A 20,433-nucleotide genomic window follows, 5' to 3' on the forward strand; every position below is an offset into this window, starting at 1 on the left:
TTGTTGTTCGTCAGCTTTCCAAATTGTTAAAGAGCATGATTCTTTGCTAATAAATAGCTTACGAAACCATTTTTAAGAGTACTTAAGCAAATACGCTTAAAGATGGTGGAGCTATGCGGGATCGAACCGCAGACCTCCTGCGTGCAAGGCAGGCGCTCTCCCAGCTGAGCTATAGCCCCATCTTGGTATTTTTTCTTAAACAAGGCAGATTGTGAGGCCGTGTACATCAGTACACAACGAAGAATCTAACGCAGTATAAGGAAAAATTGGTGGGTCTGAGTGGACTTGAACCACCGACCTCCCGCTTATCAGGCGAGCGCTCTAACCAGCTGAGCTACAGACCCAATTTTTCACAAAACAGTACAAGTACCATTTCGCAAAATACTCTCTTTACTTTCTAAACCGTATCAATCTGTGTGGACACTCATCGTGAGTAATCATCGTATAAGGAGGTGATCCAGCCCCAGGTTCCCCTAGGGCTACCTTGTTACGACTTCACCCCAGTCATGAACCACAAAGTGGTGAGCGTCCTCCCGAAGGTTAAACTACCCACTTCTTTTGCAGCCCACTCCCATGGTGTGACGGGCGGTGTGTACAAGGCCCGGGAACGTATTCACCGTGACATTCTGATTCACGATTACTAGCGATTCCGACTTCATGGAGTCGAGTTGCAGACTCCAATCCGGACTACGACGCACTTTTTGGGATTCGCTCACCATCGCTGGTTGGCCGCCCTCTGTATGCGCCATTGTAGCACGTGTGTAGCCCTACTCGTAAGGGCCATGATGACTTGACGTCGTCCCCACCTTCCTCCGGTTTATCACCGGCAGTCTCCCTGGAGTTCCCACCATTACGTGCTGGCAAACAAGGATAAGGGTTGCGCTCGTTGCGGGACTTAACCCAACATTTCACAACACGAGCTGACGACAGCCATGCAGCACCTGTCTCAGAGTTCCCGAAGGCACCAATCCATCTCTGGAAAGTTCTCTGGATGTCAAGAGTAGGTAAGGTTCTTCGCGTTGCATCGAATTAAACCACATGCTCCACCGCTTGTGCGGGCCCCCGTCAATTCATTTGAGTTTTAATCTTGCGACCGTACTCCCCAGGCGGTCTACTTAACGCGTTAGCTCCGAAAGCCACGGCTCAAGGCCACAACCTCCAAGTAGACATCGTTTACGGCGTGGACTACCAGGGTATCTAATCCTGTTTGCTCCCCACGCTTTCGCATCTGAGTGTCAGTATCTGTCCAGGGGGCCGCCTTCGCCACTGGTATTCCTTCAGATCTCTACGCATTTCACCGCTACACCTGAAATTCTACCCCCCTCTACAGTACTCTAGCCTGCCAGTTTCAAATGCGGTTCCGAGGTTGAGCCCCGGGCTTTCACATCTGACTTAACAAACCACCTGCATGCGCTTTACGCCCAGTAATTCCGATTAACGCTCGCACCCTCCGTATTACCGCGGCTGCTGGCACGGAGTTAGCCGGTGCTTCTTCTGTCGCTAACGTCAAACACATAAGCTATTAACTTATATATCTTCCTCACGACTGAAAGTACTTTACAACCCGAAGGCCTTCTTCATACACGCGGCATGGCTGCATCAGGCTTTCGCCCATTGTGCAATATTCCCCACTGCTGCCTCCCGTAGGAGTCTGGACCGTGTCTCAGTTCCAGTGTGGCTGATCATCCTCTCAGACCAGCTAGGGATCGTCGCCTTGGTGAGCCATTACCTCACCAACTAGCTAATCCCACCTGGGCATATCCTGAAGCGAGAGGCCCGAAGGTCCCCCTCTTTGGTCCGTAGACGTTATGCGGTATTAGCTATCGTTTCCAATAGTTATCCCCCACATCAGGGCAATTTCCCAGGCATTACTCACCCGTCCGCCGCTCGACGCCCAACAAATCACCCGAAGGGTCAATGTTGTCGTTTCCGCTCGACTTGCATGTGTTAGGCCTGCCGCCAGCGTTCAATCTGAGCCATGATCAAACTCTTCAATTAAAGTTTTTTTGGTCTTTCGACCGGCTCAATGAATACTGACTTCAAAACTGTTCCTTACTCGAAAGTAAGAAGTAATTTTAAAGCTATTATCGTTCCAACAGAACGATAATGAATTGACTGTGCCAATGATTAAAAATCATTGTATTGGTCACTCAGTTCATTGATAAATCTTTTCGATTATCATCAACGAGTGCCCACACAGATTGATAGGTTTAAATTGTTAAAGAGCGTACTTTCGAGACTTGCCTCTCAAGTGGACGGCCATTCTAGCGTTTTGAACCAAAGTGTCAAACACTTTTTTGAATTTATTTTCGAAGAGAAGTTAAACTCAAATTGTTCGGCTAGTTAGCCTACTGAAACACTGCGAAGCGTTGCCGCCATTGCCGTGTCAGTGAGGCGCATTATAGAGATGCGCCTCATATTGGCAAGCGTTTTTTCTAAAGAATTTCAGCTTTTTGTATCGTATGCTCACCTATTGGCCAGAACCGCCTTTTTTTGATAGTTTGATAACAATATTCATACACTTTTAGTGGGATTTAACTATGAGTTCTTTACGTAGCTACAAGGGAATTAAGCCTTCTATAGACTCTGGCGTCTATATCGATGACTCTGCAGTAGTTGTTGGTGACGTTAAGATTGGTACGGATTCTAGTATTTGGCCACAAGTTGCCGCTAGAGGCGATGTCAACCATATACATATTGGCCAGCGCACCAACATTCAGGATGGTTCTGTGCTGCATGTTACTCACAAAAACGCGAGTAACCCAGAGGGATACCCACTCATCATTGGTGATGAAGTGACTATAGGGCATTTGGTAATGCTACACGGGTGCACTATCAAAGATAGAGTCTTGGTCGGTATGAGCACGACCATTCTCGATGGTGTAATAGTAGAGAGCGATGTATTTATAGGGGCAGGTAGTTTAGTGCCACCAAATAAAAAATTAGAAAGTGGCTACCTTTATGTAGGGCGACCAGTAAAACAAGTGAGACCCTTAACAGAACAAGAAGCAGCCTTTCTTTCTAAGTCTGCCGATAACTACGTACAGAACAAAAATGATTACCTGAACGAAGTACACAACATTAATTGATTTCTATTTGTCCGAGCTGGTTGAACTCTTCCGCTTCAATCAGCTCTTCCGCTAGGTCTTCCAGATCAAAACGATATTCAGAGAACACCTTTAATGCCATTACTTCATCATCAATTTGCAGTTGAGATAGATTCTCCAAGTACCGGGCAGAGACGATGCACTCAATCAGGTTTCCCGATTGCTGGCCTACAAATACCACTACTTTTCTATTCTCATCCCAATTTTGCTGATCAGTAAAGATTATTGATTGATTCAATTACGAGCCCTCTAGGTTTTTACGAAGCTCACGAAGCACTTGTTTCGCACCAGGGCGAATACCCCTCCACAACACAAAGCTCTCAGCCGCTTGTCCAACGAGCATTCCCAATCCGTCATAAACCTTCACTGCGCCATTCTCTTTCGCCCACTGATTGAATACCGTAGTCCCCGAGCCATAAACCATGTCATAGCTCACTGTTTGAGGTGAGAATATCGCCGCGGAAATCTTAGGCAACTCTTTAGTTAACCCAGCAGATGTTGAGTTGATAACCACATCAAAACTTTGTCCTACCTCTTCAATCGGCAATGCTTCAATAGGGCCGTATTCTTTAAATTGCTCCACCAGAGACTCTGCTCTGCTATAGGTTCTATTTGCTATGACGAGTTGCGCAGGCTTTTGATCAAGGAGTTGCTTAAGCACACCTCTTACTGCGCCCCCTGCACCAATAATCAGAATACGAGCGTCCTTTAATATCACTTGATATTGAAGTAGGTCTTGCACAAGACCTTCACCATCCGTGTTGTCACCAATAATTTCGCCATCATCTAGCTTCTTCAGTGTATTCACCGCACCAGCTAGTTTAGCTCGTTCAGTTAATCGGTCCGCCAGTTCGTAAGCATCATGCTTAAAAGGAGCCGTCACATTGCACCCTTTACCGCCTTCTGTAAAAAAAGCCTTAGCAGCCTGAGTAAACTCTCCAATTTCGGCATATTGAGTTGCATAGTGGATGCTTTGGTTAGTCTGCCTCGCGAACAATGTATGAATAAAGGGAGATTTACTCTGCTTTATTGGATTCCCAAAAACAACATACTGATCAATTGACTGATTCATCTTCCTACCTGATGCTAATGATTAAAACGTCTACCTATGAACCTATCACTGATAACGGTGAAGAAAAAGAGCTACCACTCTCTTGGCGATAAGTACTCTTTATAAAGTAGAGCTTCATGCGAACCCTCTTCTACCTGATAGTTATATTCCCATCGTGCTAACGGTGGCATAGACATCAAAATAGATTCCGTTCTTCCCTTACTTTGTAAACCGAACAGGGTGCCTCTGTCATAGACGAGGTTGAACTCTACATAGCGACCGCGTCGATATAGTTGGAATTGGCGATGCTGCTCTGTATATAGCGTATCTTTTCGCTTCTCTAAAATAGGCAAGTAACCTTTAGTAAAGCCCTCTCCGACCGCACGCATGTAAGCAAAGCTCTTTTCAAAACCCCACTGGTTAAGGTCATCAAAGAACAATCCACCTACACCTCGTGTTTCATTGCGATGAGGCAAAAAGAAGTAGTCATCACACCATTTTTTATGCTCAGCATAAACATCAGCACCAAATGGTGCACATAGCTGCTTCGCAGTATCGTGCCAGTGCTGACAATCATCGTGAAAAGGATAGAAAGGTGTTAAATCAAACCCGCCACCAAACCACCAAATAGGTTCGCTTCCTTCTTTCTCTGCAATAAAAAAGCGTACATTGGCATGGGAAGTAGGAATAAATGGGTTATTGGGATGAATAACAAGTGAAACACCCATAGCTTCGAACTTGCGTCCAGCAAGTTCTGGTCGATGTGCAGTAGCTGAGCCTGGCATTTTATCACCAAAGACATGAGAGAAGTTCACTCCGCCTTGTTCAATAATCGCTCCACCTTTTAGAACACGCGTACGACCGCCGCCACCTAGTTCTCGACTCCATGCATCCTCTATAAAAGAGGCCTCTCCATCTGCCACTTCCAATTCAGCACAAATATTGTCTTGTAGCTGTAGTAAAAAGCGCTTTACCGCTTCCTTGTCGACTTGTGCCATCATTTATCCTTGTCTTAATACTTGAAGAGATCGTGCATCTTTTATTTCTGAAGGGTTATTTCTATTGCCCACAGCGCCTTGCAAGATGAATACATCCGCTGAACCTAGTTGGCTTTCAACCTCATCGGCGGTTAGACAAGGAGGCAAACCGGATAGGTTAGCACTTGTGGAGGTAATCGGCTTGCCAAACTCTAAGCAAAGCTGCTGCACCATTTCATGGTCCGTTACTCGCACTGCAACACTATCAAACTGACCATGAACTAACTCATGGACTTTTTTGCTGATAGGCATCACCCAAGTCACCGGTCCCGGCCAACTTTTAAATACCGTATCTAATTGCTCTGTCGATAATTCACTTACATCAACATAAGGCAACAGCTGATCAAAACTCGCAGCAATAAGGATTAGGCCCTTACTTGGGTCTCTTTGTTTCAGTTCGATAAGTGCATTTAGCGCTTTCTCATCATCAGGATCGCACCCGACCCCAAACACAGCCTCAGTTGGATATGCAATTACCTTCCCTTGCCTTAGGGCATCAACTGCTTGATCAATTACCATCATTCCTTGAGTGTCCTTTTCTACACTATCTTTCTACTTAGTTTACAAATTCTATTCCTAGCTGGTAAGCATTTCCTGTAAATCGGCAAAACAAACCGACGCAAACGTTTTCCTATTCAAAAAATAACCGTATAATGCGCGCAAAATTGGTATTCAAAGCTCAACTAGTTAAATTAGGAGTCGTTACATGCAAGTCGGTATTATCATGGGTTCTAAGTCAGATTGGCCAACGATGAAGTTAGCCGCTGAGATGCTCGACCAATTCGGTGTTAGTTACGAAACTAAAGTTGTTTCAGCGCACCGTACTCCACAACTACTAGCAGACTATGCAAATAGCGCCAAAGATCGCGGCATTAAGGTAATTATTGCAGGCGCAGGGGGTGCAGCTCACCTTCCAGGTATGTGTGCAGCATTTACTAGCCTCCCTGTTCTAGGTGTTCCTGTTCAATCTCGCGCTCTAAAAGGTATGGATTCTTTACTATCTATCGTGCAAATGCCAAAAGGCATTGCGGTAGGTACGCTTGCTATCGGTGAAGCAGGTGCAGCAAACTCGGGTATTCTTGCCGCACAGATCATCGGTACGCACGTTCCTGAAGTTATGGAAAAAGTAGAAGCTTTCCGTAAAGAACAAACCGATACTGTACTTGCTAATCCGAACCCAGCGGAGGATTAATACCGTGCAAGTTTTAGTTTTAGGTGCCGGACAGTTAGCTCGCATGATGGCGTTGGCTGCCGCCCCACTGAACATAAAAACCATCGCTTTTGATGTAAATAGCGAATCTATTGTTGAGCCTATCACTCAAACTAAGTTAGGTAGCGGGTTACAAGCCGCTATAGAGCAAGCTGATGTCATCACAGCGGAGTTTGAGCATGTTCCACACCCAGTACTTGATGCTTGCCAGGCCAGTGGTAAGTTGCTACCAAGTGCAGAAGCAATAAAAACGGGTGGCGACCGCCGTATCGAGAAAACACTGCTTGATAAGGCAGGCGTTGCCAATGCTAAGTACTCTCTTATTCGCACGCGCCAAGACTTTGAAAACGCTATCAACTACGTGGGTTGCCCTATGGTGCTTAAAAGCACACTGGGTGGATACGATGGAAAAGGCCAGTGGCGTTTAAAAGACCAAACAGCAGTAGAAGCAGTATGGGCTGAAATGGAAGAGTGCATAGCTTCTTCTGAAGCGCAGGCGATTATTGCAGAAGAGTTCGTAGGATTTGATCGCGAAGTGTCTCTGATTGGTGCTAGAAACAAGCATGGTGAGATTGCGGTATACCCGCTAGCTGAAAATGTGCACACCGATGGTGTATTAAGTCTTTCTACTGCGATCGACGAGCCTGAGCTTCAAACCCAAGCAAAACAAATGTTTACTGCAGTGGCTGAATGCTTAGATTATGTTGGCGTATTGGCCTTAGAGTTTTTTGACGTTCAAGGCAAATTGATGGTCAATGAGATCGCACCACGCGTTCACAACTCTGGTCATTGGACACAACAAGGCGCTGAAACCTGCCAGTTTGAAAACCATATGCGCGCTGTGTGCGGCCTTCCTTTAGGAAGCACTAAAGCACTTCGTCCTACAGCAATGATAAACATTCTTGGCGAAGATACTCTTGCTGAAGAACTGCTAAGTATGAGCCAAGCTCACATTCATTGGTATGGTAAAGAGAAACGCCCAGGTCGTAAAATGGGGCACATCAATGTGTGTGGCAATGATCAAGCAAACCTAGAGCAACAACTACAATCTATTGCTCAGTGGCTTAACGCCGATGCGTTCCCAGCACTACACCAGAAGTAGTCTGGAAAAAATGCAAAAAGGAGGCTAACGCCTCCTTTTTTATTGCTACTGATTTATTAATGCTTACTTTATTGTTGCTTGGCCTGACACTTACGGCTTGCACACAACAAGCTACTTTTCTCACCGCTTGTCTTAACCACCAGCAACGTAAAGCCGCACTCTTGGCATGTCCCTTGTTTCGGTTCATTATTAATCGAGAATTGGCACTTAGGGTATTGGTCACACGCATAAAACGCCTTGCCAAATCGCGACTTCCTCTCAATCAAATGCCCTTTTTTGCACTCCGGACAAGAAAAAGACTCAACACTGTGATCTTCAGGTTCATCCATACTGCCTACATAGTGACACTCAGGATAACTGGAGCAGCCAATAAACATACCGTAGCGACCTTGCCTTAACACAAGTTCATCACCACAATCTGGACAAGGCACACCTAAGGGTTTAAGTATCTGCCCTGACGCCTGATGCAAGGGCTTGATATAGTCACAAGCGGGATATTGAGTGCAACCGAGAAATGCACCATGCTTTCCATGGCGCATCTGCAAAGGACTAGCGCAGTTTGGGCAGTGTTGCTCTAGGGCATTCCCTTCAGAAGAGAAAAGCTGGTTGTTAATCTTATTCATATATGGATTAATGCAAAATGCCGTGATCTGTCGAGTAAAGCAATTCTTCCATGGTGGTGTAGGCATTTTCATTGCCAGGTACGTTAAACAGTACCATCAAGATGATCCATTTCAGGTCATCCAATTGCAAATCGGCGGTTTCTAATCCCATAACTCGGTCGATCACCATCTCACGCAATTCTGCACTCAACACGCCTATTTGCTCTAAAAACAAGATAAAGCCTCGGCAACGAGTATCAATTCTCTGCTGTTCTTGATCTGAATAGATACGAATTGATGTTGCTGAACTGGTCGCAATATTTTGGCTTGCATCTTCACTTTGCAAGGCAGCTAAGTCTTCCAGCCAATTTAGCGCTTTGTACACTTCATCTTGGCGAAAGCCAGCACGAAGGAGCTCTTGCTCAAGCTCATCTTGATTGACGTTCAATTCATTCTCGCTATGAATGTACGTCTCAAACAGATACATAAGAATATCCATCATAGTCAGCTCCCCCTTAATCTAATGTAACCACCGACGACTGAAGCCACTATACCCTGTAGCTCCAGCTCTAATAACTGCATCATAACCTGATTTACGGGTAAATGGGTCCTTTCTGCTAAAAAATCAACGGCCACTGGTCTCTCTCCTAGCAGATCCAGTATTGGCTGATTTCCTGCCTCAATTTGTCCCCTTTCTTCTTCCTTCTTAACTGGCAACGGCAAAGATAAAACTGCCTTTTGTTGTATTGTAGAAGACCAGTTAACTAAGCCATTAATTTCATGAACAATATCGTGAACATCTCTCACTAATATTGCTCCATCACGAAGTAATTGATTACACCCGGCCGCATTGGGGTTGAGTATCGACCCCGGAACAGCGTACACATCGCGTCCTTGTTCTAAGGCAAAACGGGCCGTTATCAAAGATCCACTTTTTTTCGCAGCCTCAACCACCAGCACGCCAACGGACAAGCCACTAATTATTCTATTACGTCTTGGAAAGTTATACGATCTAGGTGGATAAAAAGGAGGGAACTCTGAAACAAGAGCGCCATTTTCTCTAATTCGCATTGCTAACGACTTGTGTTGCTTTGGGTACAAGAAATCAAAGCCGCTCCCTAATACTGCAATAGTTCTGCCGTTCTGCTCTAAACAAGCTTGATGCGCATGACCATCCACCCCCAAAGCAAGACCGCTTGTGATTGTTACCCCTACATTAGTCAACTCTGATGAAAACTGGCGAGTAATATACAAGCCATCTTGAGAGCTATTTCGACTACCGACGATACCCACTTGGGTCGAACACAATATTTCCACCTCTCCTTGCACAAACAGCGTCGGAGGAAAGCTAGGAATTTCCTTCAACAAAGGCGGATAATGGTCTTTGTCTTCAGCAGTGAGTAAATGATTACCATCTTTAGTTGCCCATTCTAAGCATTTATCAACATTTTGATTCGACTTGGCCGTTAAAAATCGCACCTGAGATTCGGTAAACTTGAGAGAGTACAGCTCCTTTTTTGAAAGAGATAACAGCTCTTGTGGGGAAAGATACTCAAGAATTTTCTGCAGCCTAACTCCACTTAAACGAGGCGTCATACTAAGGGTAAGCCATGCTGTAATCTGTTGTTCTGTCATAGAGAATCTCATCGAAGTGGATTGGTGCTGTTATTTGAAGACCAAAATGACTAAAATTGTCACATATGGCTGAGATTCTTTCGGCGCAGTTCAACTTTTTTGAGTGATTATGTCTTTATTACATGTACTAACCTTCCCAGATGATCGTCTACGCACCGTTGCTAAACCGGTTGTGGACTTTACGCCAGAATTACAAACTCACATCGATGACATGATTGAGACTATGTACGCAGAAGAAGGCATTGGCCTAGCTTCTACACAAGTAGACGTACATAAACAAATCGTAGTTATTGATCTTTCTGAGACACGCGAAGAGCCTTTGATTCTTATTAACCCAGAGATCACCGAGAAACGTGGTGAAGATGGAATCGAAGAGGGTTGCTTATCTGTTCCTGGTGCGCGCGCGCTTGTTTCTCGTGCAGCAGAAATCTCGGTCAAGGCTTTAAACCGAGAGGGTGAAGAATTCACCTTCGAAGCTGATGACCTGCTTGCTATCTGTGTGCAGCATGAGCTTGACCACTTAGCGGGTAAACTTTTTGTTGACTATCTCTCTCCGCTAAAACGCAAGCGCATCAAAGATAAGCTAGAAAAAATTAAACGCTATAACGAGAAAAATCAGTAACTAGGAGTTTGCATTGAGCAAAGCACTAAAGATCGTATTTGCAGGTACTCCAGATTTCGCCGCCGACCATTTGTCGGCGTTGTTATCTTCGGAGCATGAAGTTATCGCTGTTTATTCAACACCTGATAAACCTGCTGGCCGAGGCAAAAAGCTAACAGCAAGCCCTGTTAAAAACCTCGCTGTCGAACATGACATTCCAGTTTATCAGCCAGAAAACTTCAAATCTGATGAAGCTAAACAACAGCTAGTAGACCTTGATGCAGACATCATGGTAGTTGTGGCTTACGGGCTACTGTTACCTAAACCGGTTCTAGATACTCCAAAACTAGGTTGTATCAATGTTCATGGTTCAATCCTCCCTCGCTGGCGCGGTGCAGCTCCAATTCAACGCTCAATTTGGGCTGGAGATGCAGAGACTGGCGTTACCATCATGCAGATGGATGTAGGACTAGATACTGGTGATATGCTGCATATTGCTACCCTACCTATCGAGCCAGAAGATACCAGCGCTGCGCTTTATCACAAACTGGCTAAGTTGGGTCCTGTTGCCCTTGTAGAGTGCCTTTCTTCTATTGCAGAAGGGACCGCAGTTCCAGTTAAGCAAGATGATGCCTTATCAAACTATGCTAAGAAACTCAGCAAAGAAGAAGCACAGCTAGATTGGACTAAAGATGCCAACGTGCTTGAGCGTGAAATCCGCGCGTTCAATCCTTGGCCGATGAGCTACTTCTCAATTGGCGATAAAAATATCAAGGTATGGGAAGCAAGTGTTGATGCTACGCCATGCTCTAAAGAAGCTGGCACCATCGTCAAAGCAGACAAAACGGGTATTCAAATAGCGACCGGGAAAGGCAGTTTAGTTTTGGAACAAATTCAGGTTCCAGGCAAAAAAGCTATGTCCGTTGGTGACGTACTCAACTCTCGAGCAGACTGGTTCTCAGTAGGGACCCAACTAGCTTAAACCACTACTAAGGCTTGAGGTTCTCAAGCCTTACTCTTGTTAGGAAACACCTATGAATGTACGCGCCGCCGCAGCCACTGTGCTGTTCCAAGTTGTAGACAAGGGGTACTCACTCTCCAGTGCTTTGCCTGCTGCACAATCTAACCTGAAGCCTCGTGACCACGCACTCCTACAAGAGATTTGCTACGGTTGTCTGCGCTACCTACCTAGATTAGAGACCATAGTTAACGAACTAATGGAAAAACCTCTAAAGGGCAAGCAACGTGTATTCCACCATTTGATGTTGGTGGGTATCTACCAACTCAGCTTTATGCGTACCGCCGATCATGCCGCAGTCGCTGAAACTGTTGAAGCATGCCAGTCGTTAAAGGGACATAAGCTTAAAGGCTTAGTCAATGCTGTGCTACGAAACTACCAGCGCAACCAACAGCGACTCGATGAGTTATCGGTCAAGCACGATGCGGGTAAATACGGACACCCAAGCTGGCTGCTAAAGCTACTTCGTGAGGCATACCCGAACGATTGGGAATCTATTGTTGAAGCTAATAACACGAAAGCCCCTATGTGGCTGCGTGTGAACAGCAAGCACCATACTCGCGATGAATATCTAAAACTGCTAGAAGCTGAAGAGATTGAGGCAGAAACTCACCCTCAAGCTCGCCATGCGTTGCGTCTGCTAAAAGCATGCGATGTAAACAAGCTTCCTGGATTCGATCAAGGCTGGGTATCGGTGCAAGACGCGGCAGCGCAGTTGTCACTGGAATACCTACAGCCAAAAGATGGCGAATTGATTCTTGATTGCTGTGCCGCTCCTGGGGGTAAAACTGCTCATATCCTTGAGAACACAACTGATAGCCAAGTTGTGGCAATTGACGCTGATGAACAACGTCTTGATCGCGTTTATCAAAACCTCGACCGCTTAGGTCTTGATGCCAAAGTACTTTGTGCTGATGCTCGTTACCCTGAAGAGTGGTGGACAGGCGAGCAGTTCGACCGAATCCTACTTGACGCACCGTGTTCAGCGATAGGTGTTATTCGTCGTCACCCAGATATCAAATGGCTAAGACGCGCCGATGACTTACCTGCTTTGTCCCAACTACAAAGTGAGATTTTGGATGCTATGTGGCAGCAACTGAAACAAGGCGGAACCTTAGTTTACGCAACATGCTCCATCTCTCCGATTGAAAACAAAGAGCAAGTACTGGCATTCTTAGCCCGCACAGATGACGCAGAACTCATTGATAGCGATCCAAGCAATCCCGGTCGACAAATTTTGCCAGGAGAGCACAATATGGACGGCTTTTATTATGCGGTTCTGCAAAAGCGAACTAAATTAAACTAAGTCCTGCTGTATATAGGGAAATAATCGATGAAAATCATAATCTTGGGTGCTGGTCAGGTAGGCGGCACTCTTGCAGAGAATCTCGTGGGCGAAAATAACGATATCACTGTCGTAGATACCAATAGTCGCCGCCTGAGAGAGCTACAGGACAAGTATGATCTGCGAGTCGTCAATGGTGCAGCAAGTCACCCTGACACCCTAAGAGAAGCTGGCGCACAAGACGCAGACATGTTGGTGGCGGTAACGAACGCCGATGAAACCAATATGGCGGCATGCCAAGTGGCTTTTACCTTATTCAATACGCCTAACAGAATCGCTCGTATTCGTTCACCTGAATATTTGGCAGAGAAAGACTCTCTCTTTAAGTCGGGGGCGATTCCAGTGGATCACCTGATTGCTCCAGAAGAGTTAGTCACTGGCTATATTGAACGCCTTATTCAATACCCAGGGGCATTACAGGTTGTTAGCTTTGCCGAAGAAAAGGTTAGTCTAGTAGCAGTTAAAGCCTTTTATGGTGGCCCACTAGTAGGTAATGCCATTTCCGCTTTGCGTGAGCACATGCCACACATCGACACGCGCGTGGCGGCAATTTTCCGTCAAGGACGAGCCATTAGACCTCAAGGTACCACCATCATTGAAGCCGATGATGAGGTGTTCTTTGTTGCAGCCAGTAATGATATTCGCTCTGTAATGAGTGAATTACAGAGACTGGAAAAACAGTACCGAAAAATCATGATCGTCGGTGGTGGTAATATTGGTGCAGGATTGGCGAAACGTCTTGAACGTAATTATTCAGTCAAACTGATTGAGCGCAGTCTTGAGCGGGCAGAGATGCTCTCCGAAGAACTAGACAACACTATTGTGCTGTGTGGTGATGCAGCAGACAAAGAATTGCTGTACGAAGAGAACATTGAAGAGATGGATGTGTTCATCGCTTTAACCAATGAAGACGAAACCAATATCATGTCAGCCATGCTAGCAAAAAGCCTCAACGCTAGAAAGGTAATGGTTTTGATTCAGCGCGGAGCCTATGTTGACCTTGTGCAGGGTGGCGATATTGACGTTGCTATTTCCCCTCAGCAAGCGACTATTTCTGCGCTGCTTACCCATGTTCGTAGAGCTGATATTGTTAACGTGTCTTCCTTACGCAGAGGCGCAGCAGAAGCGATCGAAGCCATCGCTCATGGCGATGAAAATACTTCGAAGGTTGTAGGCAGAGCTGTTGGAGATCTTAAGTTGCCACCAGGGACTACTATTGGCGCTATTGTTCGTGGGGAAGAGGTGTTAATTGCACATGATCGAACCATGATTGAGCAAGATGATCACGTAGTGATGTTCTTAGTCGATAAAAAGTACGTGCCTGACGTTGAAACCTTGTTCCAACCAAGCCCGTTCTTCCTGTAGGTCAGGCTTCCGATGGTAAATGTACGACCGATACTATTCGTTCTTGGGCTAGTTTTATCAAAGCTAGCTCTGTTCATGTATCCACCCACTATTCTGGCGATTTTTAATCCTGGCAGTGGTTTTGTTGAATTTGCCCAAGCGGTTGCTATCACCCACTTAGTCTCATTCATTTGCTTAAGTTTCGGACGTACTAAACACTTTAAACTTAATGTCAGAGATGTATTCCTTGTCACCACTCTAGTTTGGGTTGTGAGTACCGTCTTTGCCGCTTTGCCATTTGTATTCATCAACCACATCAGCTTCACTGATGCCTATTTTGAAACTATGTCGGGTATTACCACCACAGGTTCTACTGTACTCAGTGGTCTTGATGATATGTCCCACAGCATCCTACTGTGGCGCTCACTATTGCAGTGGTTAGGTGGTATTGGTTTTATTGTCATGGGCGTAGCGATCTTACCAATGTTAAACGTTGGGGGGATGCGCTTATTCCAGACTGAATCCTCAGACTGGTCAGATAAGAGTTCACCGCGAGTCAAAAGCGTAGCGAAAAATATTGTCGTTGTTTACCTCGGTCTCACCCTTGCCTGTTTCGCTAGTTACATGGCAACTGGAATGACGCCTTTTGAGGCAATCAATCATGCCTTTACCACCATTTCTACAGGTGGATACTCAACGTCTGATGGTTCAATGAACCACTTCTCTCATCAAACACAATGGTTCTCGACCTTATTTATGTTTTTGGGTGGGTTACCATTTTTGTTATTCGTGGCGGCTTATAGAAAACAATCACTATCGGCCTTAACCAAAGATGCTCAGGTAATTGGTTTCTTTAAGTTATTTATGGTAGCCAGCTTAGCGATTACCGCATGGTTGGTGCTGAGAGATCATTATGAAGTAAGTGATGCGCTTAGAGTTTCTATGTTCAATGTGGTTTCCGTACTAACAACCACAGGGTTTGGTTTGGAGGACTTTACTGCTTGGGGCACATTAACCACTGTATTATTTACGTTTCTTCTGATGATGGGTGCTTGTTCTGGCTCTACGGCAGGTGGAATCAAGGTCTTTCGTTTCCAGATAGCCCTCACTTTGCTGAAAATACAAATGATGAAGCTGATTCATCCTTCCGGTGTATTCGTGCAACGCTACAATAAACGTCGCGTCAATGACGATATCATTCGCTCTATTGTCGCTTTTAGCCTTACATTCTTTGCAACTGTTCTTATCGTTGCTGCGGGCTTAAGTGCAATGGATTTAGACGCGATCACCAGCTTATCAGGGGCCATAACAGCAGTGGCAAACGTCGGCCCCGGCATGGGCTCAGTCATTGGCCCAACCGGAAATTTCTCATCATTGCCTGATGCAGCAAAGTGGCTATTAAGCTTTGGTATGCTACTCGGCCGCTTAGAAATTTTAACGATACTAGTGCTGTTCCTGCCAGCGTTTTGGAGGCGCTAACCTTGTTTTACTTTAAACAAATCCGTTAGGTAATCTACCACCTGTTGCGCGGCTTGCTCGCAAGTCAATTCATTGGACAGTGACAGGTAGCAATTCAGCTCGGATGAACCTAGTAAATTTGATAAAAGCCCATCAAAACCCTTCTTCTGACGATCTATCTCAAACCATAATTGAAGATGCTGTTTATCGCGGTAGGCTATGATTTCAACCTCACGCCAAGTGCCGTGGAATAAACCCGTTGTTGGAACAAATTCAAACTCTTGTACAAAGGGCATTTCAAACCCTTTTGCCGCCTCACACTCAACTTGGCGAATGCGTAGTCCCAGTTCTTCAAGCTCAGAAAAGATCTTATCCATGACCGGATCTGGACGAACCGTCAGCATATCTTTATCGGTAGGATCGATTGCAAGGTCGATATCTAGAGCCGTTTCAAGCCACACCCTAGAATCGCCAATCGTCAGCGGAGTGTTAAATGGAACAGTAAGCTCAATATCAAAAGTACGCTCCTCTGATGGGTGGATAGTAAATGAGTATGGAAGCTCCCATTTATCCAATACGTAATTTTGCGGTACGCGACGCTTGAGCGCGCCTTCGCTATGCGGTTGGCGTTCCTCTCTTTCCGTGATGTAACGGCAACACAATTTCAAATCTATATGATCAATATGCTGCTCTGTAGCACCACCATAAACATGGATGATGACTCTTACAGTATCACCAGGAATCAAGGTTTCTTGCTGGAGCACAGCATCTACCTTGGCAGAACCAATACCAAAGCTAGCCAGTGTTTTCTTAAAAAATGACATGCTTGACCTCTCAAACAATACGACTCTATTTATACTGGCTCAAAAACCTTCTATAACCAAAATCATTTATGCTCTTTTTGAACCCAACTCAACAAAACACGACAATTCATTGCATCAAAAAATAGAACATTTATTGTTCAGCTACTAATGTTATCTGGTACGATATCTCATTGACACTCGTTGAGTGTCTGTAATAACGGCAAAGGATATGCCTGACTATTTGGTGAAATATGTTTCCAACAACCGTCAGGTTTTCTCGACCTAGCAGTCGAGTAGGACAGCGTAGAAGTTATTTTGCGTCTGTTCCATCTAAAAAGCAGAAGTCCGAAGAGGACAAAAAAAGCTAAGTTTCATGGTATACCGCGAAATCTACTTTTAAAGTCTTACTCGCTGTACTAAAAAGCGCATTTGAAACCTTCAGATGCGCTTTTTTCTTATCTTTTTTATGACCTTTTTGTTAAGTTATGCGCACATCTCGAGTTCTATGGAGAAGACCATGAAGTGCCATCGCGTAAACGAATTAATTGAATTGCTACACCCTGAGTGGGTAAAAGATCCAGATCTCAATCTAATTGAGTTCATACTGAAACTTGCGAGCGAAGCAAGCTACGAAGGTAAACTAGAAGACCTGACTGATGACGTGCTTATCTACCATCTAAAGATGCGTAACAGTGAGCAGGAAGAAGAAATTCCAGGTCTTGCCAAAGACAAAGAAGACGACTTCAAAACAGCGCTTCTTCGCGCTCGTGGTATTATAGACTAACTGTCTTTAGGGTCAGCAAACCAGTTTGTTGACCTATCTAGCCTCTCAAGCTCCACCCTTTTACTTCCAGTCCCTATCTATTCTGCAACTCATGTAACAATTAATTTCCATATTGTTCGATATACTGCGCTCAAGATTTAGATTGGAAAAGCAAAATGGACAAGGATCGTATTGACGTTAAAGACGTCACGGCAAAGGAATTCAACCCTAAAGCACACAAAAGCCAAGGGGATAGATTTAATCCAAGTAATCGTATTTATGTGAGGGCAAGCAAAGGCGTATTCCAAAAACTACGTCGCTACGGGGCTTGGTTCTTACTACTATTGTTTGCATTGGTACCTTGGATTCCTTACGGAGAGCGACAAGCTATTCTGCTGGATATTGGACAGCAGCAATTCAACTTCTTTGGCACAACTCTCTATCCCCAAGACCTTACTCTACTAGCCCTATTCTTCATGATTGCAGCATTCGGGCTGTTTTTCATTACTACCTTTTTAGGAAGGGTGTGGTGTGGCTATCTGTGTCCGCAAACCGTTTGGACCTTCATGTATATCTGGTTTGAAGAGAAGTTAGAAGGCGCAGCAAACAAACGAAAAAAACAGGACTCCCAACCACTCACTGCGGCTCTAGCTCTTCGCAAAACGCTCAAGCACCTAGCTTGGTTCATGATTGCATTACTCACCGGCCTCACCTTCGTTGGCTACTTCGTACCTACCAATGAATTATGGCGTGATTTCTTCACTCTCGATGCCACGTTCTGGACCTACTTTTGGGTATTATTCTTTGCGGTATGTACCTATGCCAATGCGGGATGGATGCGCTCCATTGTCTGCATTCACATGTGCCCCTATGCACGATTCCAGTCGGCCATGTTCGACAAAGACACCTTTATTGTTGGCTATGACAAAAAACGAGGCGAAGACAGGGGCCCTCGCTCACGTAAAGCAAACCCTAGCGATCTCGGTTTAGGAGACTGTATCGATTGCAACTTGTGCGTTCAAGTTTGCCCAACAGGGATTGATATTCGAGATGGCCTGCAATACGAATGTATCAACTGCGGTGCTTGTATCGACGCTTGTGATATCACTATGGATCGCATGAAATATCCAAAAGGACTGATCAGTTACACCACAGAGCACAAGCTAGAAGGTACGCACACCAATATCATGAGACCAAAGCTAATTGGCTACGGTTTGGTAATGATTTTGATGCTCGGCTTTTTTATCATGCAAGTTGCTTCTGTAGAGCCTGCTGGACTAAGTGTTATCAGGGATCGTACCCAGCTGTATCGAACTAATAGTGAAGGCTTCATAGAGAACACCTATACCCTAAAGATCATCAACAAAACCCAGCAAACGCAAGGATACAATCTTGATGTTTCAGGACTGACTGATGTTGAATGGTATGGACGTCAAGCCATCAAAGTATCCCCTGGCGAGGTGTTTAACCTACCAATCAGCCTCGGAGTTGACCCAGAGCAACTGAACTCTTCGGTCACCACGATTCAATTTGAGTTAGAGGATCAACACGGCTTCTCCATTGAAGTTGAAAGTCGCTTCATCAAGCAGCTTTAACAAGAATTAATGTAATCAGAGGGTTATACTGCGGTATAACCCTCTTTTTTATTGGTCGTTGACACCTCTACTATGAACGCTTTATTCAATTTTGATTCTCTGACCCCTGATTTTATGTGGTATGCACTGGCCAGTATCGGCGTTCGCGCCGAGTCCGGTTTCCTAGCACTCAATAGTTATGAGAACCGGGTGTATCAGTTTGTCGACGAAGAAAAAAAGCGCTATGTGGTGAAGTTTTATCGTCCACAACGCTGGAGCGAACAGCAGATCCAAGAAGAGCATGAGTTTACGCTTTCATTGCTTGAACATGAAATACCTATCGCACCGCCCGTGATCATTAATGGAAAAACACTTCATCATCACGAAGGCTATCTATTCACGTTATTTGACAGTGTTGGCGGGCGTCAGTTTGAAGTTGATAACTATGACCAACTCGAGATGGTGGGTCGGTTTATGGGTAGGATTCATAAAGTCAGTGAGGGATTACCCACGTTTAAACATAGACCTACGATGGGCCTAGAGGAATACCTCTATCAATCCCGCGATATACTTAAGCAAAGTCAATTTATCCCAACGTATATCGAATCTGCATTTTTCCAGGATATGCAGTTATTAATCAAGGCTATTGAGGAACAATGGCAATCAGATTATACGCCTATTCGCTTACATGGTGACTGCCATCCAGGAAATATTCTTTGGCGTGATGGCCCTATGTTTGTGGATTTAGATGATGCAAGAAATGGGCCTGCCATACAAGATTTATGGATGCTGTTGAACGGTGACCGACATGAGAAACTCATCCAGTTAGATATTGTTTTAGAGGGTTATCAAGAATTTTGCGATTTTGATGTCAATCAATTGAAACTGATCGAACCTTTACGCGGTCTACGTCTAATACATTACATGTCTTGGTTAGCAAAAAGATGGCAAGATCCCGCTTTCCCTGTGGCATTTCCATGGTTTAATGATGCAAAATACTGGGAAGGTCAGGTATTGGCGATAAAAGAACAATTGGCAGCGCTGCAAGAGCCTCCATTGTCTCTTACACCTAGTTGGTAAATCCCAACAGATTATTTATTGAAGGAGTATTTAAATGAAGAAGTTGATTGCCTTGATGGCAACCATGTTTTTAACCCTATCTGTGCATGCGGCACAATTTAGCGAAGGTCAGCACTACAAGGTTCTCGACCTACCAGCATCATCGACTCCAACAGTAAACGAGTTTTTTTCTTTCTATTGCCCACACTGTCATCAGTTTGAGCCAATTATGAAGTCTCTAAAAGCATCATTACCTGCTAATGCTAAGTTCCAAAAGTCTCATGTTTCTTTCATGGGTGGTAACATGGGCCTGCCTATGAGCAAAGCCTATGCCACAATGGTAGCGCTGAAGATAGAAGATCAAATGGTGCCAGTTATGTTCAGTCGTATTCATGATCTGAACGCAGCACCTCGCAATGAGGATGAGCTTCGTCAAATATTCCTAGACGAAGGCATTGATGCGAAGAAGTTTGACGCCGCTTACAAGGGCTTTGCTGTCGATTCTATGGTTCGTCGCTTTGACAAGAACTTTAAAGACAGTGGCTTACGTGGTGTTCCAGCGATTGTAGTTAACAACAAGTACCTCGTTGAAATGGGTGGTATTAAATCAACCAAAGACTTAACAGACTTAGTGAATTACCTATTAACGCTTAAGTAATCATTAAGGGGAGCGAATCGCTCCCCTTTCTTATTCACTTTGTAACCTGTCTAATACTTTGTCTTC

Annotated in this window: 20 protein-coding genes, 2 tRNA genes and 1 rRNA gene; 12 read left to right on the top strand and 11 right to left on the bottom strand. The window is 44.9% G+C overall.

Annotation, left to right across the window (positions count from 1 at the left end):
- Positions 1-103: 103 nt before the first annotated feature.
- The 3 genes from OCU48_RS12970 to OCU48_RS12980 form a co-directional block, all read right to left on the bottom strand.
- A tRNA-Ala gene (locus OCU48_RS12970) sits at positions 104-179 on the bottom strand.
- Positions 180-267: 88 nt separating this feature from the next.
- Positions 268-344: transfer RNA gene (locus tag OCU48_RS12975), tRNA-Ile, on the bottom strand.
- Between the two features lie 101 nt (positions 345-445).
- Positions 446-1,998: ribosomal RNA gene (locus tag OCU48_RS12980) — 16S ribosomal RNA — on the bottom strand.
- 542 nt (positions 1,999-2,540) lie between these two features.
- Between OCU48_RS12980 and OCU48_RS12985 the strand changes: the two genes are divergently transcribed.
- Positions 2,541-3,089 carry a gamma carbonic anhydrase family protein gene (locus tag OCU48_RS12985; protein ID WP_141346969.1) on the top strand — a complete coding sequence of 183 codons (549 nt, stop codon included), beginning with the start codon at positions 2,541-2,543 and terminating at the stop codon, positions 3,087-3,089.
- On the opposite strand, the gene OCU48_RS12990 is transcribed toward OCU48_RS12985, so the two are convergent.
- The 4 genes from OCU48_RS12990 to tsaC form a co-directional block, all read right to left on the bottom strand.
- Positions 3,082-3,345 (bottom strand): DUF1488 family protein, encoded by a 264-nt coding sequence (locus OCU48_RS12990; protein ID WP_167496230.1) that lies wholly within the window; start codon positions 3,343-3,345, stop codon positions 3,082-3,084. The genes OCU48_RS12985 and OCU48_RS12990 overlap by 8 nt on opposite strands.
- Positions 3,346-4,179 (bottom strand): shikimate dehydrogenase, encoded by an 834-nt coding sequence (gene aroE, locus OCU48_RS12995; RefSeq protein WP_141346970.1) that lies wholly within the window; start codon positions 4,177-4,179, stop codon positions 3,346-3,348. It abuts the gene before it with no gap.
- 71 nt (positions 4,180-4,250) lie between these two features.
- Complete coding sequence (gene hemF, locus OCU48_RS13000) at positions 4,251-5,156, bottom strand: oxygen-dependent coproporphyrinogen oxidase (protein ID WP_141346971.1); 906 nt, start codon at positions 5,154-5,156, stop codon at positions 4,251-4,253.
- A gap of 3 nt (positions 5,157-5,159) precedes the next feature.
- Positions 5,160-5,717: an L-threonylcarbamoyladenylate synthase type 1 TsaC gene (gene tsaC / locus OCU48_RS13005; RefSeq protein WP_167496231.1), complete on the bottom strand. Its 558-nt coding sequence runs from the start codon at positions 5,715-5,717 to the stop codon at positions 5,160-5,162.
- A 184-nt stretch (positions 5,718-5,901) separates the two neighbouring features.
- Between tsaC and purE the strand changes: the two genes are divergently transcribed.
- Entirely contained in the window at positions 5,902-6,387 is a 486-nt protein-coding gene (purE, locus tag OCU48_RS13010; protein WP_021714834.1) for a 5-(carboxyamino)imidazole ribonucleotide mutase, read from the top strand.
- Between the two features lie 4 nt (positions 6,388-6,391).
- Positions 6,392-7,507, top strand: coding sequence for a 5-(carboxyamino)imidazole ribonucleotide synthase (locus tag OCU48_RS13015; RefSeq protein WP_141346972.1), 1,116 nt, complete (start codon positions 6,392-6,394; stop codon positions 7,505-7,507).
- Positions 7,508-7,575: 68 nt separating this feature from the next.
- On the opposite strand, the gene OCU48_RS13020 is transcribed toward OCU48_RS13015, so the two are convergent.
- Genes OCU48_RS13020 through dprA form a run of 3 tightly spaced genes read right to left on the bottom strand, consistent with a single transcriptional unit; the run spans position 7,576 to position 9,744 of the window.
- On the bottom strand, positions 7,576-8,130 hold the full coding sequence (locus OCU48_RS13020) for a DNA topoisomerase family protein (RefSeq protein WP_141346973.1): 555 nt from the start codon (positions 8,128-8,130) through the stop codon (positions 7,576-7,578).
- A gap of 7 nt (positions 8,131-8,137) precedes the next feature.
- Positions 8,138-8,611 carry a DUF494 family protein gene (locus OCU48_RS13025; RefSeq protein WP_141346974.1) on the bottom strand — a complete coding sequence of 158 codons (474 nt, stop codon included), beginning with the start codon at positions 8,609-8,611 and terminating at the stop codon, positions 8,138-8,140.
- A gap of 2 nt (positions 8,612-8,613) precedes the next feature.
- Positions 8,614-9,744 (bottom strand): DNA-processing protein DprA, encoded by a 1,131-nt coding sequence (dprA, locus tag OCU48_RS13030; RefSeq protein ID WP_141346975.1) that lies wholly within the window; start codon positions 9,742-9,744, stop codon positions 8,614-8,616.
- Between the two features lie 109 nt (positions 9,745-9,853).
- On the opposite strand from dprA, the gene def reads away from it, so the two are divergent.
- Genes def through OCU48_RS13055 form a run of 5 tightly spaced genes read left to right on the top strand, consistent with a single transcriptional unit; the run spans position 9,854 to position 15,531 of the window.
- The gene (gene def, locus OCU48_RS13035; protein ID WP_141346976.1) at positions 9,854-10,366 is read left to right on the top strand and encodes a peptide deformylase; all 513 of its coding nucleotides are present in this window, start codon (positions 9,854-9,856) and stop codon (positions 10,364-10,366) included.
- A gap of 13 nt (positions 10,367-10,379) precedes the next feature.
- Positions 10,380-11,327, top strand: a complete 948-nt coding sequence (gene fmt, locus OCU48_RS13040) for a methionyl-tRNA formyltransferase (RefSeq protein WP_141346977.1) — start codon at positions 10,380-10,382, stop codon at positions 11,325-11,327.
- Between the two features lie 52 nt (positions 11,328-11,379).
- Complete coding sequence (gene rsmB, locus OCU48_RS13045) at positions 11,380-12,669, top strand: 16S rRNA (cytosine(967)-C(5))-methyltransferase RsmB (RefSeq protein ID WP_141346978.1); 1,290 nt, start codon at positions 11,380-11,382, stop codon at positions 12,667-12,669.
- A gap of 27 nt (positions 12,670-12,696) precedes the next feature.
- The gene (gene trkA / locus OCU48_RS13050) at positions 12,697-14,073 is read left to right on the top strand and encodes a Trk system potassium transporter TrkA (protein ID WP_141346979.1); all 1,377 of its coding nucleotides are present in this window, start codon (positions 12,697-12,699) and stop codon (positions 14,071-14,073) included.
- A 12-nt stretch (positions 14,074-14,085) separates the two neighbouring features.
- A complete protein-coding gene (locus OCU48_RS13055; protein WP_141346980.1) occupies positions 14,086-15,531 on the top strand; it encodes a TrkH family potassium uptake protein in 1,446 nt (481 codons plus the stop codon).
- Here the strand turns inward: OCU48_RS13055 and OCU48_RS13060 are convergent.
- Entirely contained in the window at positions 15,528-16,334 is an 807-nt protein-coding gene (locus tag OCU48_RS13060; protein WP_141346981.1) for a sporulation protein, read from the bottom strand. The two genes, OCU48_RS13055 and OCU48_RS13060, sit on opposite strands and share 4 nt — an antisense overlap.
- 496 nt (positions 16,335-16,830) lie before the next feature.
- On the opposite strand from OCU48_RS13060, the gene OCU48_RS13065 reads away from it, so the two are divergent.
- The 4 genes from OCU48_RS13065 to OCU48_RS13080 all read left to right on the top strand — a co-directional run bounded on the left by OCU48_RS13065 (position 16,831) and on the right by OCU48_RS13080 (position 20,367).
- Complete coding sequence (locus OCU48_RS13065) at positions 16,831-17,097, top strand: YihD family protein (RefSeq protein WP_141346982.1); 267 nt, start codon at positions 16,831-16,833, stop codon at positions 17,095-17,097.
- Positions 17,098-17,252: 155 nt separating this feature from the next.
- Positions 17,253-18,671: a cytochrome c oxidase accessory protein CcoG gene (ccoG, locus tag OCU48_RS13070; protein ID WP_141346983.1), complete on the top strand. Its 1,419-nt coding sequence runs from the start codon at positions 17,253-17,255 to the stop codon at positions 18,669-18,671.
- Positions 18,672-18,743: 72 nt separating this feature from the next.
- Positions 18,744-19,730, top strand: a complete 987-nt coding sequence (locus tag OCU48_RS13075; protein ID WP_141346984.1) for a serine/threonine protein kinase — start codon at positions 18,744-18,746, stop codon at positions 19,728-19,730.
- Positions 19,731-19,764: 34 nt separating this feature from the next.
- Positions 19,765-20,367: a thiol:disulfide interchange protein DsbA/DsbL gene (locus tag OCU48_RS13080; protein WP_141346985.1), complete on the top strand. Its 603-nt coding sequence runs from the start codon at positions 19,765-19,767 to the stop codon at positions 20,365-20,367.
- The last annotated feature ends 66 nt before the right edge of the window (positions 20,368-20,433 follow it).

Source organism: Vibrio inusitatus (genome assembly GCA_024346935.1).
Taxonomy (GTDB): Bacteria; Pseudomonadota; Gammaproteobacteria; order Enterobacterales; family Vibrionaceae; genus Vibrio; species Vibrio inusitatus.

What these genes read in the sequence shown, in the direction of transcription:
- OCU48_RS12985 (WP_141346969.1), top strand. Translation starts at nt 2,541, where the DNA reads ATGAGTTCTTTACGTAGCTACAAGGGAATTAAGCCTTCTATAGACTCT.
- aroE (WP_141346970.1), bottom strand. Translation starts at nt 4,179, where the DNA reads ATGAATCAGTCAATTGATCAGTATGTTGTTTTTGGGAATCCAATAAAG.
- hemF (WP_141346971.1), bottom strand. Translation starts at nt 5,156, where the DNA reads ATGGCACAAGTCGACAAGGAAGCGGTAAAGCGCTTTTTACTACAGCTA.
- tsaC (WP_167496231.1), bottom strand. Translation starts at nt 5,717, where the DNA reads ATGATGGTAATTGATCAAGCAGTTGATGCCCTAAGGCAAGGGAAGGTA.
- purE (WP_021714834.1), top strand. Translation starts at nt 5,902, where the DNA reads ATGCAAGTCGGTATTATCATGGGTTCTAAGTCAGATTGGCCAACGATG.
- OCU48_RS13020 (WP_141346973.1), bottom strand. Translation starts at nt 8,130, where the DNA reads ATGAATAAGATTAACAACCAGCTTTTCTCTTCTGAAGGGAATGCCCTA.
- OCU48_RS13025 (WP_141346974.1), bottom strand. Translation starts at nt 8,611, where the DNA reads ATGATGGATATTCTTATGTATCTGTTTGAGACGTACATTCATAGCGAG.
- dprA (WP_141346975.1), bottom strand. Translation starts at nt 9,744, where the DNA reads ATGACAGAACAACAGATTACAGCATGGCTTACCCTTAGTATGACGCCT.
- def (WP_141346976.1), top strand. Translation starts at nt 9,854, where the DNA reads ATGTCTTTATTACATGTACTAACCTTCCCAGATGATCGTCTACGCACC.
- rsmB (WP_141346978.1), top strand. Translation starts at nt 11,380, where the DNA reads ATGAATGTACGCGCCGCCGCAGCCACTGTGCTGTTCCAAGTTGTAGAC.
- trkA (WP_141346979.1), top strand. Translation starts at nt 12,697, where the DNA reads ATGAAAATCATAATCTTGGGTGCTGGTCAGGTAGGCGGCACTCTTGCA.
- OCU48_RS13055 (WP_141346980.1), top strand. Translation starts at nt 14,086, where the DNA reads ATGGTAAATGTACGACCGATACTATTCGTTCTTGGGCTAGTTTTATCA.
- OCU48_RS13060 (WP_141346981.1), bottom strand. Translation starts at nt 16,334, where the DNA reads ATGTCATTTTTTAAGAAAACACTGGCTAGCTTTGGTATTGGTTCTGCC.
- OCU48_RS13065 (WP_141346982.1), top strand. Translation starts at nt 16,831, where the DNA reads ATGAAGTGCCATCGCGTAAACGAATTAATTGAATTGCTACACCCTGAG.
- ccoG (WP_141346983.1), top strand. Translation starts at nt 17,253, where the DNA reads ATGGACAAGGATCGTATTGACGTTAAAGACGTCACGGCAAAGGAATTC.
- OCU48_RS13075 (WP_141346984.1), top strand. Translation starts at nt 18,744, where the DNA reads ATGAACGCTTTATTCAATTTTGATTCTCTGACCCCTGATTTTATGTGG.
- OCU48_RS13080 (WP_141346985.1), top strand. Translation starts at nt 19,765, where the DNA reads ATGAAGAAGTTGATTGCCTTGATGGCAACCATGTTTTTAACCCTATCT.